We start from the raw sequence: 16,304 nt of genomic DNA, 5'->3' as shown, positions 1-16,304 counted from the left end.
TCCGACCGGATTTTCCCACCCCGGAAAACAGCGGCCCACTCAAATTATCGGGCATAATAAGTCTGATGATTATCGATTGATCGACCACACAACAGCGGCCATTATCATCTATTGTATTGGTGGGTGCACAAGGGTTCGAACCTTGGACCCGCTGATTAAGAGTCAGCTGCTCTACCAACTGAGCTATGCACCCTCGCCTTGCGGCGGTCGCTGCGGCCCACCAAGTCCGCCGCGACGAGGTGGCTGATACCAAAGCCCCCCAGGGGTGTCCACCCCCTGGGGTCGATTTTCTAAATCCGGCCGAGGGGGCCTTACGAGGTCGTCATCGGAGACTGGGCGTGGAGGCGCACGGCCGAGGCCTCGAGCTTATTCAGGGCCGAGAGATAGGCGCGGGCCGAGGCCACCAGGGTGTCGGGATCGGCGCCTCGGGCCGTGACGCTGCGGTCGCCGCTCTTGAGACGCACGGAGACCTCCGCTTGGGCGTCGGTGCCCTCGGTGACGGCATCGACCTTGTAGAGTTCGAGGTCGGCCACGTGCGGCACCAGGGCCTGGATGGCGTTGAACACCGCGTCCACGGGGCCGTTGCCCTCGGCCTCCTCGGTGATCACCCGGTCGTCGATGGCGAGCTTCAGGGTGGCGCGCTGCGGCCCATGCGTGCCCGCGATCACCGAGAGGGAGACGAGGCGGATGCGGTCGTGGGCCGTGGCGAGATTCTCGTCGACCAGGGCCTCGATGTCCTCGTCGTAGACGTGCTTCTTGCGGTCGGCCAAGGCCTTGAAGCGCTCGAAGGCGTCCTGCAGGCGGTTGTCGCTCAGGGTGATGCCGAGTTCCTCCAGCTTCGAGCGGAAGGCGGCGCGGCCGGAGTGCTTCCCCATCACCAGGGAGGTCTTGGCCACGCCGACCGAGGCCGGCGTCATGATCTCGTAGGTCTCGGTGTGCTTGAGCATCCCGTCCTGATGGATGCCGCTCTCGTGGGCGAAGGCGTTCCGGCCGACGATGGCCTTGTTGTACTGAACGGGAAAGTTCGTCGCGTGGGAGACGAGCTTGGACGCCCGGGTCAGCATCGTGGTCTCGATGCCGGTCTCATAGGGCATCACGTCGCCGCGGGTGCGGATGGCCATGACGATCTCTTCCAGGGCCGCGTTGCCGGCGCGCTCGCCGATGCCGTTGATCGTGCATTCCACCTGCCGGGCGCCGCCCTCGATGCCGGCCAGCGAGTTGGCGATGGCGAGGCCGAGGTCGTCGTGGCAATGCACCGAGAAGATCGCCTTATCGGAGTTCGGTACCCGCTCGCGCACGCTTCGGAACATGGTCCGGTACTCGTCGGGTGTCGCGTAGCCCACGGTGTCGGGCAGGTTGATGGTGGTGGCGCCCGAGCGGATCGCCGACTCGACGCAGCGGCACAGGTAGTCGATGGGCGTGCGGGTCGCGTCCATGGCCGACCATTCCACGTCCTCGACGAGGTCGCGGGCCTGGGCCACGGTCTTCAGGATGATCTCGACCACCTCGTCCTGGCTCTTGCGCATCTGGTGGGCGAGGTGGATCGGGGACGTCGAGACGAAGGTGTGGATGCGTCCGCGCCTGGCATGGCGGACGGCCTCGCCGGCGCGGGCGATGTCGGCGGGGATTGCCCGGGCGAGGCCCGCGATGGTGGCACGCTTGGCCCGGCGGGCGATCTCGGCCACGGCCTCGAAATCACCATGCGAGGCGATGGGAAAGCCGGCCTCGATGATGTCGACGCCCATGGCATCGAGGAGGTCGGCCACGGCCAGCTTCTCGTCGAGGGTCATGGTCGCGCCGGGGCATTGCTCGCCGTCGCGCAGAGTCGTGTCGAAGATGAGAACGCGGTCTTTCTGCGTCGGTGTGCTGGAACTGGCCATGGGATTGATCCTGTCACGGCGCGCGAAGCCCTGAGGACACGGCGCCTGGAAACGGCTCGCGCGTCGTGGCGGAGCCCGAATACGGGTAAGTACGCGTCCCCTGAGAGCCCAGGCGCATGCCCGGACGGCCCTCAGGGGCGGATAAGCAGCAGACCGAGGGTAAGAAGCGCGGGAACACGCGCACGGGACCGCATGGCCGCGTGCGCGGCGCCGGTGCGGCTGACCATGGAGCCGGCGCTGGCCAAGGCTCGTCTCTCCCGAGGGGCAACCGTGCTCGCTGGACGCGCCGGACGATTGCGAATGCGGTTTCCCTAGCCCTCGCCAAACGGATTGACAAGCAGCGGGGCATCGGAAGCGTCAGGCAGGGCGGAGATCGGCCTACGGAACACCCCGAGCGAGTGGTCCGACAACAGTTCTCGGCCCCGAAGACGATCCCCGGTCATTGCCTTGTGGCGACTCAAGCCTAGCTTTCAAACCGCGTGGAACCAATGAAACCGTTCCACGCGAGATGAACATCAAGAAAACCCGGATGGGAAACGCCGCCATGTCACGCCGCCTCACGATCACGCTCGCCCTGCCCGTCTGCGCGCTTCTCGCCGGAACTCTGCCGAGCTTCGCCCTCGACGTGACGAAGACCGTCGATGTCCAGACTGCTCCCGCCAAGGTGTGGTCGGTGATCGGCGACTTCTGCGGCATCGGCCAATGGCACCCCGCCATCGAGAAATGTGCCCTGTCCACGGACGGCGGCAAAACCCTGCGCACCCTCAGCCTGAAGGGCGGTGGCACCATCGTCGAGTCGCAGACCGCCCGCGACGACGCCAAGATGGCCTACACCTACGCCATCGTTTCGGGCCCCCTGCCCGTGAGCGATTACAGCTCGACCCTCTCCGTCGCCCCGAAGGCCAGCGGCGCCACGGTGACCTGGACGGGCAGCTTCAAGGCCAAGGGCGCTCCCGACGCCGTCGCCGTCGATGCCATCACGGGCATCTACGAGTCCGGGCTGAAGGCCATCGCCGACAAGTCGAAGTAGCGGCTTCGCAGCGCCCCGAGGGCGTCGCCTTGCGGCATCCACAGGTGCGCCGTCGCGGAATCGTACCGCGACGGCGCGTGGGCCGCTCCTCCGATTGACCGGCCGTTTTCCCGGGGGCACAACCCAGGCGACTTCAAGCTGTGCCATTCAGGGCAAGCCGTGCCATTCGGGGGAAGCCGTCGTGATACTGCACCGCGCGAGTCGCGCATTCGCAACGCTCATCGCCGTCTCCCTCGTCGGTGCCTGCAAGCCCAGCGCTTCGGCGCCGCCCGTCGTGGCGGCGGCCCCCGCGGCCGTGCTCGCCCCTCCCCTGCCGCAGGGCAACGGGTGTGGGCCCGCCATCGCCCGCACCCAGGCCGTGGTCGACAGCGATGTCGCGACGGGCAACCTCAACGCGCCCGTGGGCGAGCGCTTCAGCGCCGACTTGCGCCGGGCGGCCGAGACGTGCCAGGGCGGCCAGGAGCGCGAAGCCCTCGGCCTGCTCGCGGCCGCCAAGGCACGCTACGGCTACCGGCAGGACGCGGCGAGGTAGGCTCGCACGAAGCCCGGCATCCGGTCCGCGTCGAGGTCGGCGCGGGAGCGCACCGCGACAAAGCCCGCGAGTTCCGGCTCGGCCTCCGCCGCCCGGTGCGCTTCCATGCGGGCGATGAGGGCCGAGGCCTCCTCGGGGAAGTCCACCGGATGCAGGAACGCGTGCTGTCGCTCGCCGCTGACCAGCACCCAGTTCGCCGGCGCATCGGATGGGACGCGCAGGCCCGTCTCCTCCAAGAATTCCCGGGTCGCGCTCCCCGCGAGATCGACGTGGCGGCCCGCGCGCACGTCCGAGGGGTCGGGCGTCCCGCACGGAAAGTAGATCTGTCCGGCATTGGCGGAGTCGCGCCCCATGACGCCGAGCACGGCGGCGCCGTCGCGCGACCACGGCACGATGGCGGCGAACGCGTTGGTGACGGAGGGATCGGGTGATCCGCCGTCGCGAAAGGCCAGGAACTCCGAGAACGCCGCCTCGAACAGATCGATAGTGCAGGCGCCGTCGGTGACAGTGCAGGCGCAGCCGAGGAGCACGGGCCCATCGAACAGGGCCGGCTTCGCCGCCTGTCGCTCGGCCCAGTGCGCCGCGATGGCGTCGGAATTGTCCCGGGCCCAGGCCCAGTCGTAGGACACGAGGCGCGCCTCGAGGCTTTCGAGGCGCGCGAAGGTGAAGCCGCCGGATTGGACGGGGCGTTCAGACATGGAGCGTTCCCTCCATGACGATCACCGCCGATCCACCGACTTCGATGGCCTGAAGCGCACCGGATTCGATGCCGAGCTGGACGTGGATCCGGCTCGGGCGGCCCATGGCGACGCCCTGATGCAGCACGAGATCGTGGGTTCCGTCCCCCATGGCTTCGAACTGCATCATCACGCCGGCGAAGGCGGCCGCCGCCGAGCCCGTGGCCGGGTCCTCCGGCACGCCGAGGTGGGGGGCGAACATCCGAGCCTGGAACTGCCGGCCAGGCGCATCGGGGTCGGGCGTGTAGAGGTAGAGGGCCGCAGGGTCCCCGAGGGTGGCCGAGGCCGCCGGATCGAGCCGGGCACTGGCCAGATCCTCGGGCGACCCGACGGGCACGAACAGGAAGTCGGGGCCGAGCGAATGCCGGCTCGGGGCATGACGCCCGAAGCCGATGGCGGCGGGTGCGAGGCCGAGGGCCGCGGCCAGAACGTCCGGCTCGGGGCCGTCGCCGACGAAGTCCGGCAGGACCGGCATGCGGAAGCGCACCTGCCCGCGGCCTGCACCGCTTTCGACGAGGCACGACAGGGTGCCGATCCCCTCCTCCAGGCCGAAGGCCAGCGCGTCGGTCAGCGTGGCGCGCTCGTCCCGAAGGGCGAGGAGCACGGCGGCGCCGAGGGTCGGGTGGCCGGCGAAGGGCAACTCGGCCTTCGGGGTGAAGATGCGCAGGCGTGCCCGGTGGCGGGGATTGTCGGGGGGCAGCACGAACACCGTCTCGGACAGGTTGAACTCGCCCGCGATGGCCTGCATGGCGGGGCCGTCGAGCCCGTCCGCGTCGAGCACCACCGCGAGGGGATTGCCGGCGAGCGCAGTGTCTGTGAACACGTCGAGCGTCACGAAGCGTCGGGCCATTTTTCCCTACCTCTCAAGGACTTGAAACCTAGACCGGCTCGACCGGAAACGTCTCGCTCGGCGCGACGAACTCGTCCTGCGCCGCCACGGTGAGGATCTCGCGCGAGCCCGCCTCCGCCGTGCGCCGCAGGAGGCCGTAGATCGAAGCGCCGGCCATGCCGAGCGCCAGGGCGGCCGAGCCCGTGCGGGCGTAGTGCACGAGGAACAGCGCCGCGATGGCGTCGCCCGCGCCGTTGACGTCGAGGTGGAGGCGCGGCGTGCGCAGGAGCCAGAACTGCCCGCCCTCCCCGGCCAGGAGGTCGATGGAGTTCGGCGGCGTCGCCTCGGTGGCGAGGGAGGTGACGAGCACCACCCGGGGGCCGAGGCCGTGGAGGACCGCCACCGCCGCCTTGACCTCATCGAGGGTGCGGGACGGCAGGCCGGAGAGATGGTCGAGCTCGAACTGGTTCGGCGTGGCGATGTCGGCGAGTCTAAGTGCCTGATCGCGCATGAATTCCGGGATTCCCGGGCGGACGTAGATGCCCCGGTTCGTGTCGCCCATCACGGGGTCGCAGGCGTAGAGGGCGCGGGGGTTGGCGGCGCGGACGGCGGCCACCGCGTGCACGATACTGGTGCCGATATCGGCCGAGCCCATGTAGCCCGACAGCACGCCGTCGCAGGTGTGGAGCACGCCGCGCTCCGCGATGCCGGCGACGAGGTCCTCGATGGCCGGGCCGTCGAACACCCGGCCGCGCCAGGCGCCGTAGCCGGTGTGGTTGGAGAACTGGACCGTGTGGATCGCCCAGACCTCGACGCCGAGGCGCTGCATCGGAAACACCGCGGATGCGTTACCGACGTGGCCGTAGGCGACGTGAGACTGGATCGAGAGGATGTTCAAGCGGGCCGGTCCTCCATAAAGCCTTCCCTTAGCTCGTTATTCACGACCTCGCACCCTCGGACGACCCATGGACTTCGACGCCATCAAGACCTCGACCCTCGCCTTCGTCGAGGCCCATCAGGGCTGGACGCCGCTCATCGTCGGGGTGCTGGCGTTCTGCGAGTCCCTGGCGTTCCTGTCGCTGCTGGTGCCCGCCACCGTGCTGCTGCTCGGCATCGGCGCGCTCATGGGGACGGTGGGGATTCCGTTCGTGCCGGTGATGCTGGCGGCGGCGCTCGGGGCGGCGCTAGGCGATTGGATTTCCTACGAATTCGGCCATTATTACAAGGAGGGGGCCAAGCAGATGTGGCCGCTCACGCGCTACCCCGCCCTGGTGGCGAAGGGCGAGGAATTCTGCCGCAAATGGGGGGCCGGGGGCGTCGCCATCGGGCGGTTCTTCGGGCCGGCGCGGGCGGTGGTGCCGCTGATCGCCGGCATCTTCGGGGTCAAACGCCTGCCGTTCCAGGTGGCGAACGTGCTGTCGGCCCTGGTCTGGGCCTTCGTGATGCTGGCGCCGGGCGCCGGATTGTTGAGCTATTTCAAGGCTTAAGCCGGTACGTGCTCAGGGGTCGCAGGTGACAAGCCGGGCGCGGACTGGTTCTTAGGGGCCAGTCCCGAATCGGAACATCCATGTCCGCTGCCCTAGCCCACGCGATCCTTCCCAACGGAGCCGTTCTCCCCGTCGACCGCCGCCAGTCGGCGACGGCACTCCAGGTGCAACGGGGCGTGCGTCGGCTGTATTCGGAGCTGGGGCACGTGACGATTCCGGAGTTCTCGCTGGCCAACGGTCGGCGCGCCGATGTTATCGCCCTGTGTCCGGCGGGGCGCTTGACGATCATCGAGATCAAATCGAGCGTCGCCGACTTCAGGGCGGACCGGAAATGGCCGGAGTACCGGGAGTATTGCGACCGGTTCTACTTCGCGATTCCCGAAACGCTCTCGACGACACTGACGCCGGACGAGGCCGGGCTCATCGTCGCTGACGCGTTCGGGGCCGCGATCCTGCGCGACCCGGAGGAGCACCCGCTCAGCGGGGCGCGGCGGAAGGCCGTGACCCTGCGGTTCGCCCACAACGCGGCGCGGATGCTGCATGCCCTGGCCGATCCGGGGGCGATCCGCGAGGGTGTCCTCTAGGGGTTTGCCGAGAGCGAAAACCCCAACGCGATCAACCGGCTAGGGCGATTTCGCCTTCCCGGACTGCGCGCTCGCCGGTGCCGGACTTGATGCGGTAGAACGGCTCGCCGGTCTGGTCCTCGGGGACGAGGCGGACGATCTCGAAGATGTCCCCCGTGTCGGTCTTGGCGTCGGCGTAGCCGAGGCGGGCGCGGCGCACGCGCTGGCCGAGCTTGAACTTATGGGACATGGGTGACTCCGTGGTGAGCCGGCGCGAAAGCGCGCGCCGCGCGTCGTCTCGTGGGGCGGTCCGCGCCGAAAAACCCGGCGCATGGGGTGCAGCGCGCGCCGTTCCATCCCCGGTGTGGAACGGTCGGCACGCGGCGCACACCCGGGCTGCGCCGGTGTTACTTCCGCGCCTTGGCCTTACGGGCCGCGTAACGGGCATCGCGCAGGGCTTTCTGCTCGAGGCGGGCGGCGGCGGCCTGCTCGACCTTCTCTTCGGCGGCGCGGATGGCCTCGGCGGCGAGACGCTCGCGCTCGGCATCGGCTTCGGCGACGCGCTGGGCTTCCGCGGCGGCGCGGGCTTCGTCGCGGGCTCGGGTCCGGATCTCGCGGTCGCGGACGATCTGCTCGCGCTCGGCCTTGCGGGCCAAGACGGCGGGATCATCGGCGGGCGGGCGATCGCGGAAGCGCGCGAGGGCCGCCTGACGGGCCTCGTTGGCCGCCTTGAGGCGGTCGGTCATGGAATTTTCGTTGAATTGGCTCACACAGGATCCTGGATTTGCGCCGGCCGGGTGCCGGCAAAAGATTTGGTCTTCCACAACGTAAGAAGCCGCTCCCCGAATGGGGAGCGGCCCTTTGCGACGTCAGGCCGGGCTGGCTTGCACCGGGCTCACCCTGCGCCGTTCCACCGAGACGGAGAACTGGCGCGGAGCGGGCGTTCGGTGCGGCACCCCGGACCCGAAGTGGCTCACGCGGTCTGGAGGTTACCGGCGGACTGCTTGCCGCTGCGCTTGTCGGTCTCCATCTCGTAGGAAACCTTCTGGCCCTCGGCGAGGCCGCGCATGCCGGCGCGCTCGACGGCCGAGATGTGCACGAACACGTCGTTGCCGCCGTCATCCGGCTGGATGAACCCGAAACCCTTTTGCTCGTTGAACCACTTAACAGTACCGACAGCCATCGTATTCCTTCGCCCTTGCGGGCTTATATGTCAGAGGTCCACGCGATCGTGCGCGGCCACCTCCCGACCAACCCAATCGACAGACTTTGATCTCCCCGACCCGTCTCCGGATCGAGGCGCGACAAACTCTGGTTTTGAGCTGGTTTTGAGTTTGTACGCGCTTGTTCGGGATTTAGCAAATCTGATCCTTTTTCAGGAGGATCATGCTTCTACAAAATCAGGAGGCTCGGGCCGGCGAAGCAGAATTGTAAAAATCGTACGGCACCGATCGTTCAACGAGCACTGCAGCATTTGCTCGGAGATGACTTTTCCGCTTCGCGTTGGATGGCACCGCACGCGATTGGCGAGACTGAACCGGAGCACCCCTACCCGACAAACAGGCCGACCCGACTCATGAGCAGATGAAGAATACAGATTTGCCAGCTCTCGCAGATTTGCCAGCTCTCGTAAGCAGGCCAAGATCCCGGATTCGAACAGCCTGAGACGGCAATGGACAGCTTTCGACACTTTGCCGATCCTCGCTGGCACCACTTCTGAGCAGCTTGGTGGACGAAGACCTACAACCGGGTCGGGTGGATTTCAGCTGGTCCGCTTACCGGCAATTCAAGCGTTACAGCGGTCGTAGACGCCCAACAGATGGGTGATCCGTTGCAGAATCACCTTGTTGGCAACGATAGAGGTTAAAAGCGTGCTGCGACACCACCCATAATTGTGCGCGGCGTACCCGGTGTAGCGTAGCGGTTTTGGAAGGCGCGGTCGTAGTAGTTCGTATCGAGTAGGTTGTCGACGTTGACATAGACCCGCACCTGTGGAGTGATCCAATAGTAGGAGATCAGGCTTAAGACCGTGTAGTCCGGCAGACGAAAGGTCGATAGGGCGGTGCCGGCCACGCGCTGACCGACATAAGTCACGCCGCCACCAAGACCGAGTCCCCGCAACTCTGCCCCTTGGAACTCGTAGACGCTCTGCAGGGCGAGGGTGTCGGCAGGGATGTTGGCGATCCGCGTACCCACGGGCAGCGTGTTGTCGCGGCTCACGGCGGCATCCGCATGGGTGTAGGTGCCGATTACCCGCCAGCCGGGTGCCAGATACCCAGCGACGGTTAGGTCGAAGCCCCGGCTGCGCACCTCGCCCGCCGCCACGCTGAAGTTTGAATCGACTGCATCGGCCGTGAGGACGTTGGTGCGCCGGATGTCGAACAGAGCCGCCGTGGCGCTCAGTTGCCCGTCGAGCAGGCTGAACTTGGCTCCGACCTCGTAGCCCTCGCCTTGTTGGAAAGCGAAGGGGCGTCCCGAGCGATCCGTGCCGGTATTCGGCAGGAAGGAACGGCCGTAGCTGCCGTAGATCGAGACCTCATCGGTGAGATCGTAGGTGAGGCCGAAGCGCGGGGTCGCTACAGTGTCCTGCAGGCTCGTGGTGCGGCCGGTGCGGTAGTCGGTGGAAACGAGGCTTAGGTTCTCCACGCGCACGCCCAGAAGGGCATGGAGGCGTGGGGTGAGGTCGATCTGGTCCTGAACGTAGCCACCGAAGCTCTCGGTGTTCTGCAGAAAGTTCGTGATCGAGGCGAGAGGCGGCCGGGCGGATTGCCCGTAGCGGGGCGCGAAAAGGTCGAGGGTGAAGGGGAAGAGGTTCGCGTTCGAGCGGTTGAAGATCTCGCGATAGTTGTACGTGTCGTACTCGAAGCCCATCAGCAGAGTATGGCGAAAGGGGCCGGTCTCGAACTTGCCCGCGAGGTTGAGCTGCAGGTCGAGGTCCGACCAGCTCAAGTCGCGATGCTCGAAGGTTCGGCGCAAGGTACGCCCATCACTGAGGACATTCATGGCGCCCACGCCGTCACCGACGAGGCTCCCACCCAGCGCCTGGACGCCGGCAGTGACCACCCAGTCCTGATCGAGCTTGTGCTCAATGCGCAGCTGGCCGAGGGCGTTGTCGTTGCGCACCGGCGGGATGCCAGGCTCGCCGATGAAGCGGTTGCGTGGCAGGGCGCGGATGTTGCCATTGATTGGTACGACGCCCCGGTCGAAGGTCGCTGCCGTGCTGACGAACTCGCCCTCCAAAGTGATCGTGGTGTCAGCGGTGGGCTTCCAGGCGATGACGGGAGCGAGGTAGAAGCGGTCGCTGTGTACGAAGTCGCGGAAACTACCGTTGTCCTCAACGGCGCCTGTAACGCGAGCGAGCACCCGGCCTTCTTCGTCGAGGGCGCCAGTGGCATCGAAGGTGCTGCGCTTCTGGTTGAAGCTGCCGAACTGCGTGCCGATCGCGAGGGCGCGCTCGGCCAAAGGCTGCTTGGTCACGATGTTGAAGGTGCCGCCGGGATCGCCGCGTCCGTATAGGAAGGCGGACGGGCCCTTCAGCACCTCGATCCGCTCAATGGAGACCACGTCCGGCGAGGGCGGGTAGCCCCGGTTGATCGGGAAGCCATTGCGGTAGTACTCACCCGTGCTGAAGCCACGGATGGTAAACTCCGTCAGGCCAAGGCCCGCGAAGTTGTTGGCCCGGCCGACGCCGGCAAGATCGAGGGCGGTGTCGACCCGCGTCGCGGCGGCGTCCTGCAAAACCCGATCCGGCACAATGACGACCGTCTGGGGCACCTCCCGTATCGGCGTGTCAGTGCGGGTCGCGCTGACGCTGTCCCGTGCAAGATAGCCATCGACCTTGCGTGCTATTCCGCCCGCGGGCCCTCCGGTGCCGGCCACCGAAAGCTCGTCGAGCTGCACCTCTTGTGAAGCATCTGCGGCAAGCTGGGCTACGGCTGAAGTGGGCCCAAAACTGACCAACGAACCCGATTGCGCGACAAGCACGAAGGCAGCGGACGCGGCCAGCGTCGTGCTTCTTTTAGTCATTTTTCTCGGCACTCTCACGGACGCCAACCAGCTTAGGTTAATTGTGCCCGTTACGATTTAGAAACATACGCGGTCAAGCTCACTAGGCGCCGATCACACAGGACTAGTTTAGAGTAATTCAAATATGCCTGAGCTTGGGCCTAGAAGCGTTATAATCTATTTCATCTTGCAGGGGTCGTGTTGCGTAAGTGTTACAGCGAAAAAATCGCTCTATGACTCGGAAGCTATAATCGTCATGCGTTTTTTTGAAAGAACATCCCGTCGGCGTAGCTAAAACTAACAGCGCAACCGCCGGAAGCTCTGACGGATGGATGGCTGCTGTCAAGAAGTACTCATAGATGGCCGTATGACCGACAAGGGTCGGAGACGGAACGTCCGCTACACAGCAAGGGGTTAACTTCCGCTCGCCACCTGCAACAGCCCCTCCTGCGGATAGGCCGATCGTTGCTGCCCTACCGTTCCAGCGCCAAAGACACCTTCACCACTCCTGCATCCTCCCGATCCGGCCGGGTGGTGAAGCCCAACTGCTTGCACACCGCCAGCATCGGACGGTTCTCCCTGAGAACCGTCCCCTCCACCCGCGAAATTCCCTCGGCCTTGGCCCAGTCGATCATCAAACTCATCAGCGCGTGGCCCAAACCGGTGCCCTTGCGGTCGCCGCGGATGAGGATGGCGTATTCGCCGCTGTCGTGGTTGGCGTCGGCGTGGAGGCGGACGGCGCCCAGCATGGTGCCGGCGGCGTCGACGGCCACGAAGGCGATGGCGCGGGAATAGTCGAGCTGGGTCAGCTTCGCCAGGAAGGCGTGGTTGAAGTCGCGCACGGGGGCGAAGAAGCGCAGGCGCAGGTCCTCGGCGCTCACCGACTGGAAGAAGGTGAGGAACAGGGCCTCGTCCTCGGGCCGCACGGGGCGCACGGCGATGGCCTCGCCCTTGAGGGTGAGGCGGCGCTCCCACTCCACCGGATAGGGGCGGATGGCGAAGCGCGGATGCGCGGCGCCGCGGCCGGGGGGCGCCGGGGCCACCATCACGCGGGCGTCCAGCGCCAGGGCGCCGGTCGCGTCGGCCAGCAGGGGGTTGATGTCGAGCTCGCGGACCTCCGGGCAATCGGCGGCGAGCTGGGCGAGCTTCACCAGCACCAGGGCGACGGCGTGGCGGTCCACCGCCGGCACGTCGCGGTAGGCCGCCAACCGTCGGGCGACGCGGGTGCGGTCGATGAGTTCAGAGGCGAGGCGCAGATCCAGGGGCGGCAGGGCGAGCGCCCGGTCGTCTATGACCTCGACGGCGGTACCGCCCCGGCCGAACACCACCACGGGGCCGAAGGTCGGGTCCTCGGCGAGGCCGGCGATGAGTTCGCGCTGCTGGCCGCGTCTTATCATGGGCTGCACGGCGAACCCGGAGATGCGGGCCTCGGGACGCAAGCGCCGCGCGCGCCGGAGGATGTCGGCGGCCGCCGCTCGGACATCCGCCTCGCTCGTGAGATCGAGGCGGACCCCGCCGACATCGGATTTGTGGACGATGTCGGGGGAGACCACCTTGAGGGCCACAGCGCCGCCCGCCGCGATGATCTCCCAGGCGGCGGTGGCGGCGGCGTCCGCGTCGGGGGCGAGCGTCAGGGGCACGCTGGCGATGCGGTAGGCGGCGAGCAGGGCGGCGACGTCGACAGGGTCGAGCCAGGTCTGGCCGCCCGCCACCGCACGGGCGACGATGGCGCGGGCGGCGTCCACATCGGGCGAGAAATCGCGCGGCAGGGAATCCGGCGTGCGCATGAGGTCGCCTTGCGCCTCGCGGTAGCGCACGAGGTTGAGGAACCCGTCGACGGCGTCGGCCTCCGTGGCGAAGCCCGGGATGTTCGCGGCCGCCAGCACCGCGGCGGCCGCGGGGTCGTCGCCGATGAGGGCGACGAAGACCGGCTTCTTGCGCTGGCCGCCCGACCCCTGGCTACTCCTGCGCACCCGCGCGACGGTCTCGGCGAGCGCCGTCGCGGTGGCGGCGCTGCCCGAGCGGGCGGTGGGCACGTGCACCGCCAGCACCGCATCGTGGCCGGGCGCCGTGAGCAGGGGCTCGAGGGCGGCGGCGTAGGCCTCGGGTCCGGCGGCGATGCCGAGTTCGACGGGGTTGCCAGCCGCGAGCGTCCCGCCCCGGTCGGCGAGGCGGTCGGCGGCGAGCGCGGCGATACCGCGGCCGTTGCCCAGGATGGCGAGGCGGTGGCCGGGGAACGGGCGCTGGCGCCCGAGGGTCTCCACGGCGGCGAACATCGCATCGAGACTGTCGACGCTGAGGAGGCCGGCGCGGCGGAACGCGGCCTCGTAGACGGCGTCGGGCCGGGCGAGCGCGCCCGTGTGGGTGACGACGTGGCGGGTCGGCGCCCGGTGGCGCCCGGCACGCAGAACCACGACGGGCTTGGCGCGAGCGGCGGCGCGGGCCGCCGACATGAATTTCCGCGCATCGGGAATCGTGTCGAGGGAGAGCAGGATCGCGCGGGTGTGGAAGCAGGCGGCGAGGTGGTCGAGGCAATCGGCGATGTCGATGTCGCAGGCGGTGCCGAGCGACAGCACCGCCGAGAACCCGACGTCGCGGCGCGCCGCCCAGGCGACGATGCCGGCCGCCACCGTGCCGGATTGCGAGACGAGGGCGAGGTCGCCGGCCTTCGGCGCCTGCGCCAGCAGGCTGGCGTCGAGGCGTTCGCGCGGCACGGCGAGGCCGATGCTGCCGGGGCCGAGCAGGCGCAGGCCGTGGAGCCGCGCCTCGGCGCGCACGGCCGCGCACAGGTCGAGGGGCACGTCGGGCGTGAGGATGAGGGCGGCGGCGGCGCCCCGGCGTCCGGCGGCCCCGACCCAGGCGACGAGTTCGCCCGCCGGGGCGGTGACCACCACGAGGTCGGGAGCCTGGGCGGTTTCACATATGTTATGAATGCAGATCAGGCATTCCCCAGAGAGGGGGCTCTGCGGATTGACGGCCCAGATCGGCCTCTTGCTCCCGGCGCGGGCGAGGTTCTCCAGAACGGCGGCGCCGAGGGCCGCACCGGGCCCGGCGAGGCCCACCACCGCGATGCTGCGGGGCGCCAGCAGGGCGTCGAAGCGGTAGGTACTCATCGAGTGGTACTCATGGAGTGGTACTCATGAATCACCTCAGTTTCGTGGGCCGCCGAGCGACCCGACGGATTTCGGCCGGCCGATCGCCCCGCGCGCATCCCGCGTCCGATCCCGGCTCGGATCACCGCCCCCGGACCCAACCCCTGGAGACGTTTCGATGCAAGAGACACCTTCGCAAGTGACACCTTCGCAAGTGACGCCTTCCGACGACGGCCGACTTCCTACTCCGGACAACGCTCGCGCCGCCCAGCCGGACGGGATGAAGCCGGACCGGATGGAGCCGGACCGGATTGAAGCGGCCCGCGGCGTCGTCGCGGCCATGCGCGACCTGCTCACCCTCGGGCTGAGCCAGGGCACCTCCGGCAACGTCTCCGTGCGGCACGGCGACGGCTTCCTCGTCAGCCCCTCCGGCGTCCCGGCCGAGGCGCTGACCCCGGAGAGCATCGTGCCGATGACCTTCGCGGGCACCCACGACCACCGCTTCGCCCCGTCCTCGGAATGGCGCTTCCATCGCGATATCCTGGCCCGGCGGCCGGACGTCCACGCCGTGGTGCACGCCCACCCGGATTACTGCACCGCCTTCGCCCTGTGCGGACGCACGATTCCGGCGGTGCATTACATGATCGCGGCGGTGGGCGGGCCGACGATCCGGTGCGCCCCCTACGCCCCCTACGGCACCGACGCACTCTCCGCCCTCGCCCTCGAAGCCCTGGAGGGACGCGGAGGCTGCCTGCTCGCCAACCACGGCATGATCGCCACGGGGCCGGACCTCGCCAAGGCCCTGTGGCTCGCCGTGGAGATGGAGGCCCTGTGCCGGCAATACGCCATCGCCCTGCAGGTGGGGGCGCCCGTGATCCTGCCCGACGACGAGATCGCCCGGACGGTGGAGCGCTTCAAGACCTACGGCCTGCGGGCGCAGGACGGGCCGGCCCCGCGCTGACCCGGCCCGGGCGGCGGTCTCGCGCTCCGCCCGTCCGGACCCGGCCGAGATCGGGGGCGAACCCACGGTTTCGGTGGTTCGGGGGCCCGAGCGGTCTGTTTTGGTAAAAAACGTACAGACTTGTTCGATCTTCGAGTGCTGATCGGCCGAATCGACGACGAACCGGCACCAACTGAAATGAATACAATTTCGTACCCAAGCAGCCGTCTTGGATTTTTTCGAACCCAGTTACGGTTGTTGAACACCGTTCCATCGTCGCGGTTCGCTTAGGTAGTTAAAGTTCGCATTACCAGCGAACATTCCTATGCCTCTTGCGCTTCGACTTACGGCGTCATAGTAGCTTCCTAGTCACGGATTTTTGATTGCTCACGTGACCACGGCGCTAAAGATTGCCTGGTCGCCGAAAATTCCGGGCACTGTATCAATGGGGGTGGATGATGAAGGTGGATGACGAGACAATGCCGGATTACATCGAACTCGCGGCGGACATCGTTTCCGCGTTCGTGAGCAACAATTCGGTGCCGGCCGTCGAGCTCCCGAGCCTCATCGCGTCCGTTCACGCGACCCTCGGGCGCCTCACGGCCCCCGCTGCGGAAGAGAAGAGCGAGCCGCTCACCCCCGCCGTCTCGGTCAAGCGCTCGATCACGCCCGATTATCTCGTCTGCCTGGAAGACGGGAAGAAGTTCAAGTCGCTCAAGCGCCACCTGCGCACGCGCTACGACATGACGCCGGACCAGTACCGTGCCAAGTGGAACCTTCCGAGCGACTATCCAATGGTGGCGCCGAACTATGCGGCCGCCCGTTCGGAACTGGCGAAGAACATGGGCCTGGGCCAGCAGCGTCGCAAGCAGATCGCCGCCGCCGCCGAAGCCAAGCCCGCCGACGTCAAGTCGACCGAAGCCAAGGCCACGGAGGCCAAGCCCGCCGTGGCCCGCGGCCGTCGTCCGAAGGTCGCCGCGGACGCGTGAGCCCCGACGGCGTCGGACCGGGCCATCCGCCCCGTTCGACGCCGCTCAAGTATCCCCGGCAGGGCAAAGCATCGCCGGCAGGGCATCCGGCGAAACCTTGCGCGACCGCGTGGCGTGACGCGCCGGCCCGGTGCGAATGCGATCCGGGCCGAGGGCTTGTCCCAGGCGAACCGGGGCCGGCCCCGTGTTATCCACTCCAAAACGTCGGCGCCCAGGGGGC

15 protein-coding genes and 1 tRNA gene are annotated in these 16,304 nt (G+C 67.8%); 6 read left to right on the top strand and 10 right to left on the bottom strand.

Going from position 1 to position 16,304, the window contains the following annotated elements; genetic code table 11:
- Nucleotides 1–117 precede the first annotated feature (117 nt).
- Nucleotides 118–193, bottom strand: a tRNA-Lys gene (locus ASF52_RS01990).
- 118 nt (nucleotides 194–311) lie between these two features.
- Complete coding sequence (locus tag ASF52_RS01985) at nucleotides 312–1,880, bottom strand: 2-isopropylmalate synthase (RefSeq protein WP_056166650.1); 1,569 nt, start codon at nucleotides 1,878–1,880, stop codon at nucleotides 312–314.
- A gap of 544 nt (nucleotides 1,881–2,424) precedes the next feature.
- Between ASF52_RS01985 and ASF52_RS01980 the strand changes: the two genes are divergently transcribed.
- Nucleotides 2,425–2,910 (top strand): SRPBCC family protein, encoded by a 486-nt coding sequence (locus ASF52_RS01980; RefSeq protein ID WP_056166980.1) that lies wholly within the window; start codon nucleotides 2,425–2,427, stop codon nucleotides 2,908–2,910.
- A gap of 181 nt (nucleotides 2,911–3,091) precedes the next feature.
- Nucleotides 3,092–3,442, top strand: coding sequence for a hypothetical protein (locus ASF52_RS01975; RefSeq protein WP_443136641.1), 351 nt, complete (start codon nucleotides 3,092–3,094; stop codon nucleotides 3,440–3,442).
- Here ASF52_RS01975 and ASF52_RS01970 read toward each other — a convergent pair.
- From ASF52_RS01970 to pdxY, 3 genes are read right to left on the bottom strand one after another with little or no spacing between them, the layout of a single operon-like run.
- Nucleotides 3,418–4,140, bottom strand: coding sequence for an NUDIX hydrolase (locus tag ASF52_RS01970; RefSeq protein ID WP_056166647.1), 723 nt, complete (start codon nucleotides 4,138–4,140; stop codon nucleotides 3,418–3,420). The two genes, ASF52_RS01975 and ASF52_RS01970, sit on opposite strands and share 25 nt — an antisense overlap.
- Complete coding sequence (locus ASF52_RS01965; protein ID WP_056166642.1) at nucleotides 4,133–5,029, bottom strand: PhzF family phenazine biosynthesis protein; 897 nt, start codon at nucleotides 5,027–5,029, stop codon at nucleotides 4,133–4,135. The genes ASF52_RS01970 and ASF52_RS01965 overlap by 8 nt, the downstream gene beginning before the upstream one ends.
- 28 nt (nucleotides 5,030–5,057) lie before the next feature.
- Entirely contained in the window at nucleotides 5,058–5,906 is an 849-nt protein-coding gene (pdxY, locus tag ASF52_RS01960) for a pyridoxal kinase PdxY (RefSeq protein WP_056166639.1), read from the bottom strand.
- 67 nt (nucleotides 5,907–5,973) lie between these two features.
- On the opposite strand from pdxY, the gene ASF52_RS01955 reads away from it, so the two are divergent.
- Together ASF52_RS01955 and ASF52_RS01950 are read left to right on the top strand one after the other, a co-directional pair.
- Complete coding sequence (locus ASF52_RS01955) at nucleotides 5,974–6,495, top strand: DedA family protein (protein WP_056166635.1); 522 nt, start codon at nucleotides 5,974–5,976, stop codon at nucleotides 6,493–6,495.
- 80 nt (nucleotides 6,496–6,575) lie between these two features.
- A complete protein-coding gene (locus ASF52_RS01950; RefSeq protein ID WP_056166634.1) occupies nucleotides 6,576–7,079 on the top strand; it encodes an MmcB family DNA repair protein in 504 nt (167 codons plus the stop codon).
- A 31-nt stretch (nucleotides 7,080–7,110) separates the two neighbouring features.
- On the opposite strand, the gene ASF52_RS01945 is transcribed toward ASF52_RS01950, so the two are convergent.
- The 5 genes from ASF52_RS01945 to ASF52_RS01925 form a co-directional block, all read right to left on the bottom strand.
- Nucleotides 7,111–7,308 (bottom strand): hypothetical protein, encoded by a 198-nt coding sequence (locus ASF52_RS01945; RefSeq protein ID WP_056166631.1) that lies wholly within the window; start codon nucleotides 7,306–7,308, stop codon nucleotides 7,111–7,113.
- A gap of 157 nt (nucleotides 7,309–7,465) precedes the next feature.
- Nucleotides 7,466–7,828, bottom strand: coding sequence for a DUF6481 family protein (locus ASF52_RS01940; protein WP_274533775.1), 363 nt, complete (start codon nucleotides 7,826–7,828; stop codon nucleotides 7,466–7,468).
- Nucleotides 7,829–8,031: 203 nt separating this feature from the next.
- Complete coding sequence (locus ASF52_RS01935) at nucleotides 8,032–8,241, bottom strand: cold-shock protein (RefSeq protein ID WP_056088410.1); 210 nt, start codon at nucleotides 8,239–8,241, stop codon at nucleotides 8,032–8,034.
- A 680-nt stretch (nucleotides 8,242–8,921) separates the two neighbouring features.
- The gene (locus ASF52_RS01930) at nucleotides 8,922–11,084 is read right to left on the bottom strand and encodes a TonB-dependent siderophore receptor (protein ID WP_200937372.1); all 2,163 of its coding nucleotides are present in this window, start codon (nucleotides 11,082–11,084) and stop codon (nucleotides 8,922–8,924) included.
- Nucleotides 11,085–11,536: 452 nt separating this feature from the next.
- Nucleotides 11,537–14,176, bottom strand: a complete 2,640-nt coding sequence (locus ASF52_RS01925) for a bifunctional acetate--CoA ligase family protein/GNAT family N-acetyltransferase (protein WP_056166622.1) — start codon at nucleotides 14,174–14,176, stop codon at nucleotides 11,537–11,539.
- A gap of 259 nt (nucleotides 14,177–14,435) precedes the next feature.
- Here ASF52_RS01925 and ASF52_RS01920 point away from each other — a divergent pair, with 259 nt between their 5' ends.
- Together ASF52_RS01920 and ASF52_RS01915 are read left to right on the top strand one after the other, a co-directional pair.
- Nucleotides 14,436–15,116 carry a class II aldolase/adducin family protein gene (locus ASF52_RS01920; RefSeq protein ID WP_244473659.1) on the top strand — a complete coding sequence of 227 codons (681 nt, stop codon included), beginning with the start codon at nucleotides 14,436–14,438 and terminating at the stop codon, nucleotides 15,114–15,116.
- Between the two features lie 437 nt (nucleotides 15,117–15,553).
- Nucleotides 15,554–16,084, top strand: a complete 531-nt coding sequence (locus tag ASF52_RS01915; RefSeq protein ID WP_056166975.1) for a MucR family transcriptional regulator — start codon at nucleotides 15,554–15,556, stop codon at nucleotides 16,082–16,084.
- Nucleotides 16,085–16,304 lie beyond the last annotated feature (220 nt).

It is taken from the genome of Methylobacterium sp. Leaf112, from assembly GCF_001423295.1.
Lineage (GTDB): Bacteria > Pseudomonadota > Alphaproteobacteria > Rhizobiales > Beijerinckiaceae > Methylobacterium.
Note: the sequence above shows the minus strand (reverse complement) of the source record. Positions and strands in the feature narration are given on the sequence as shown.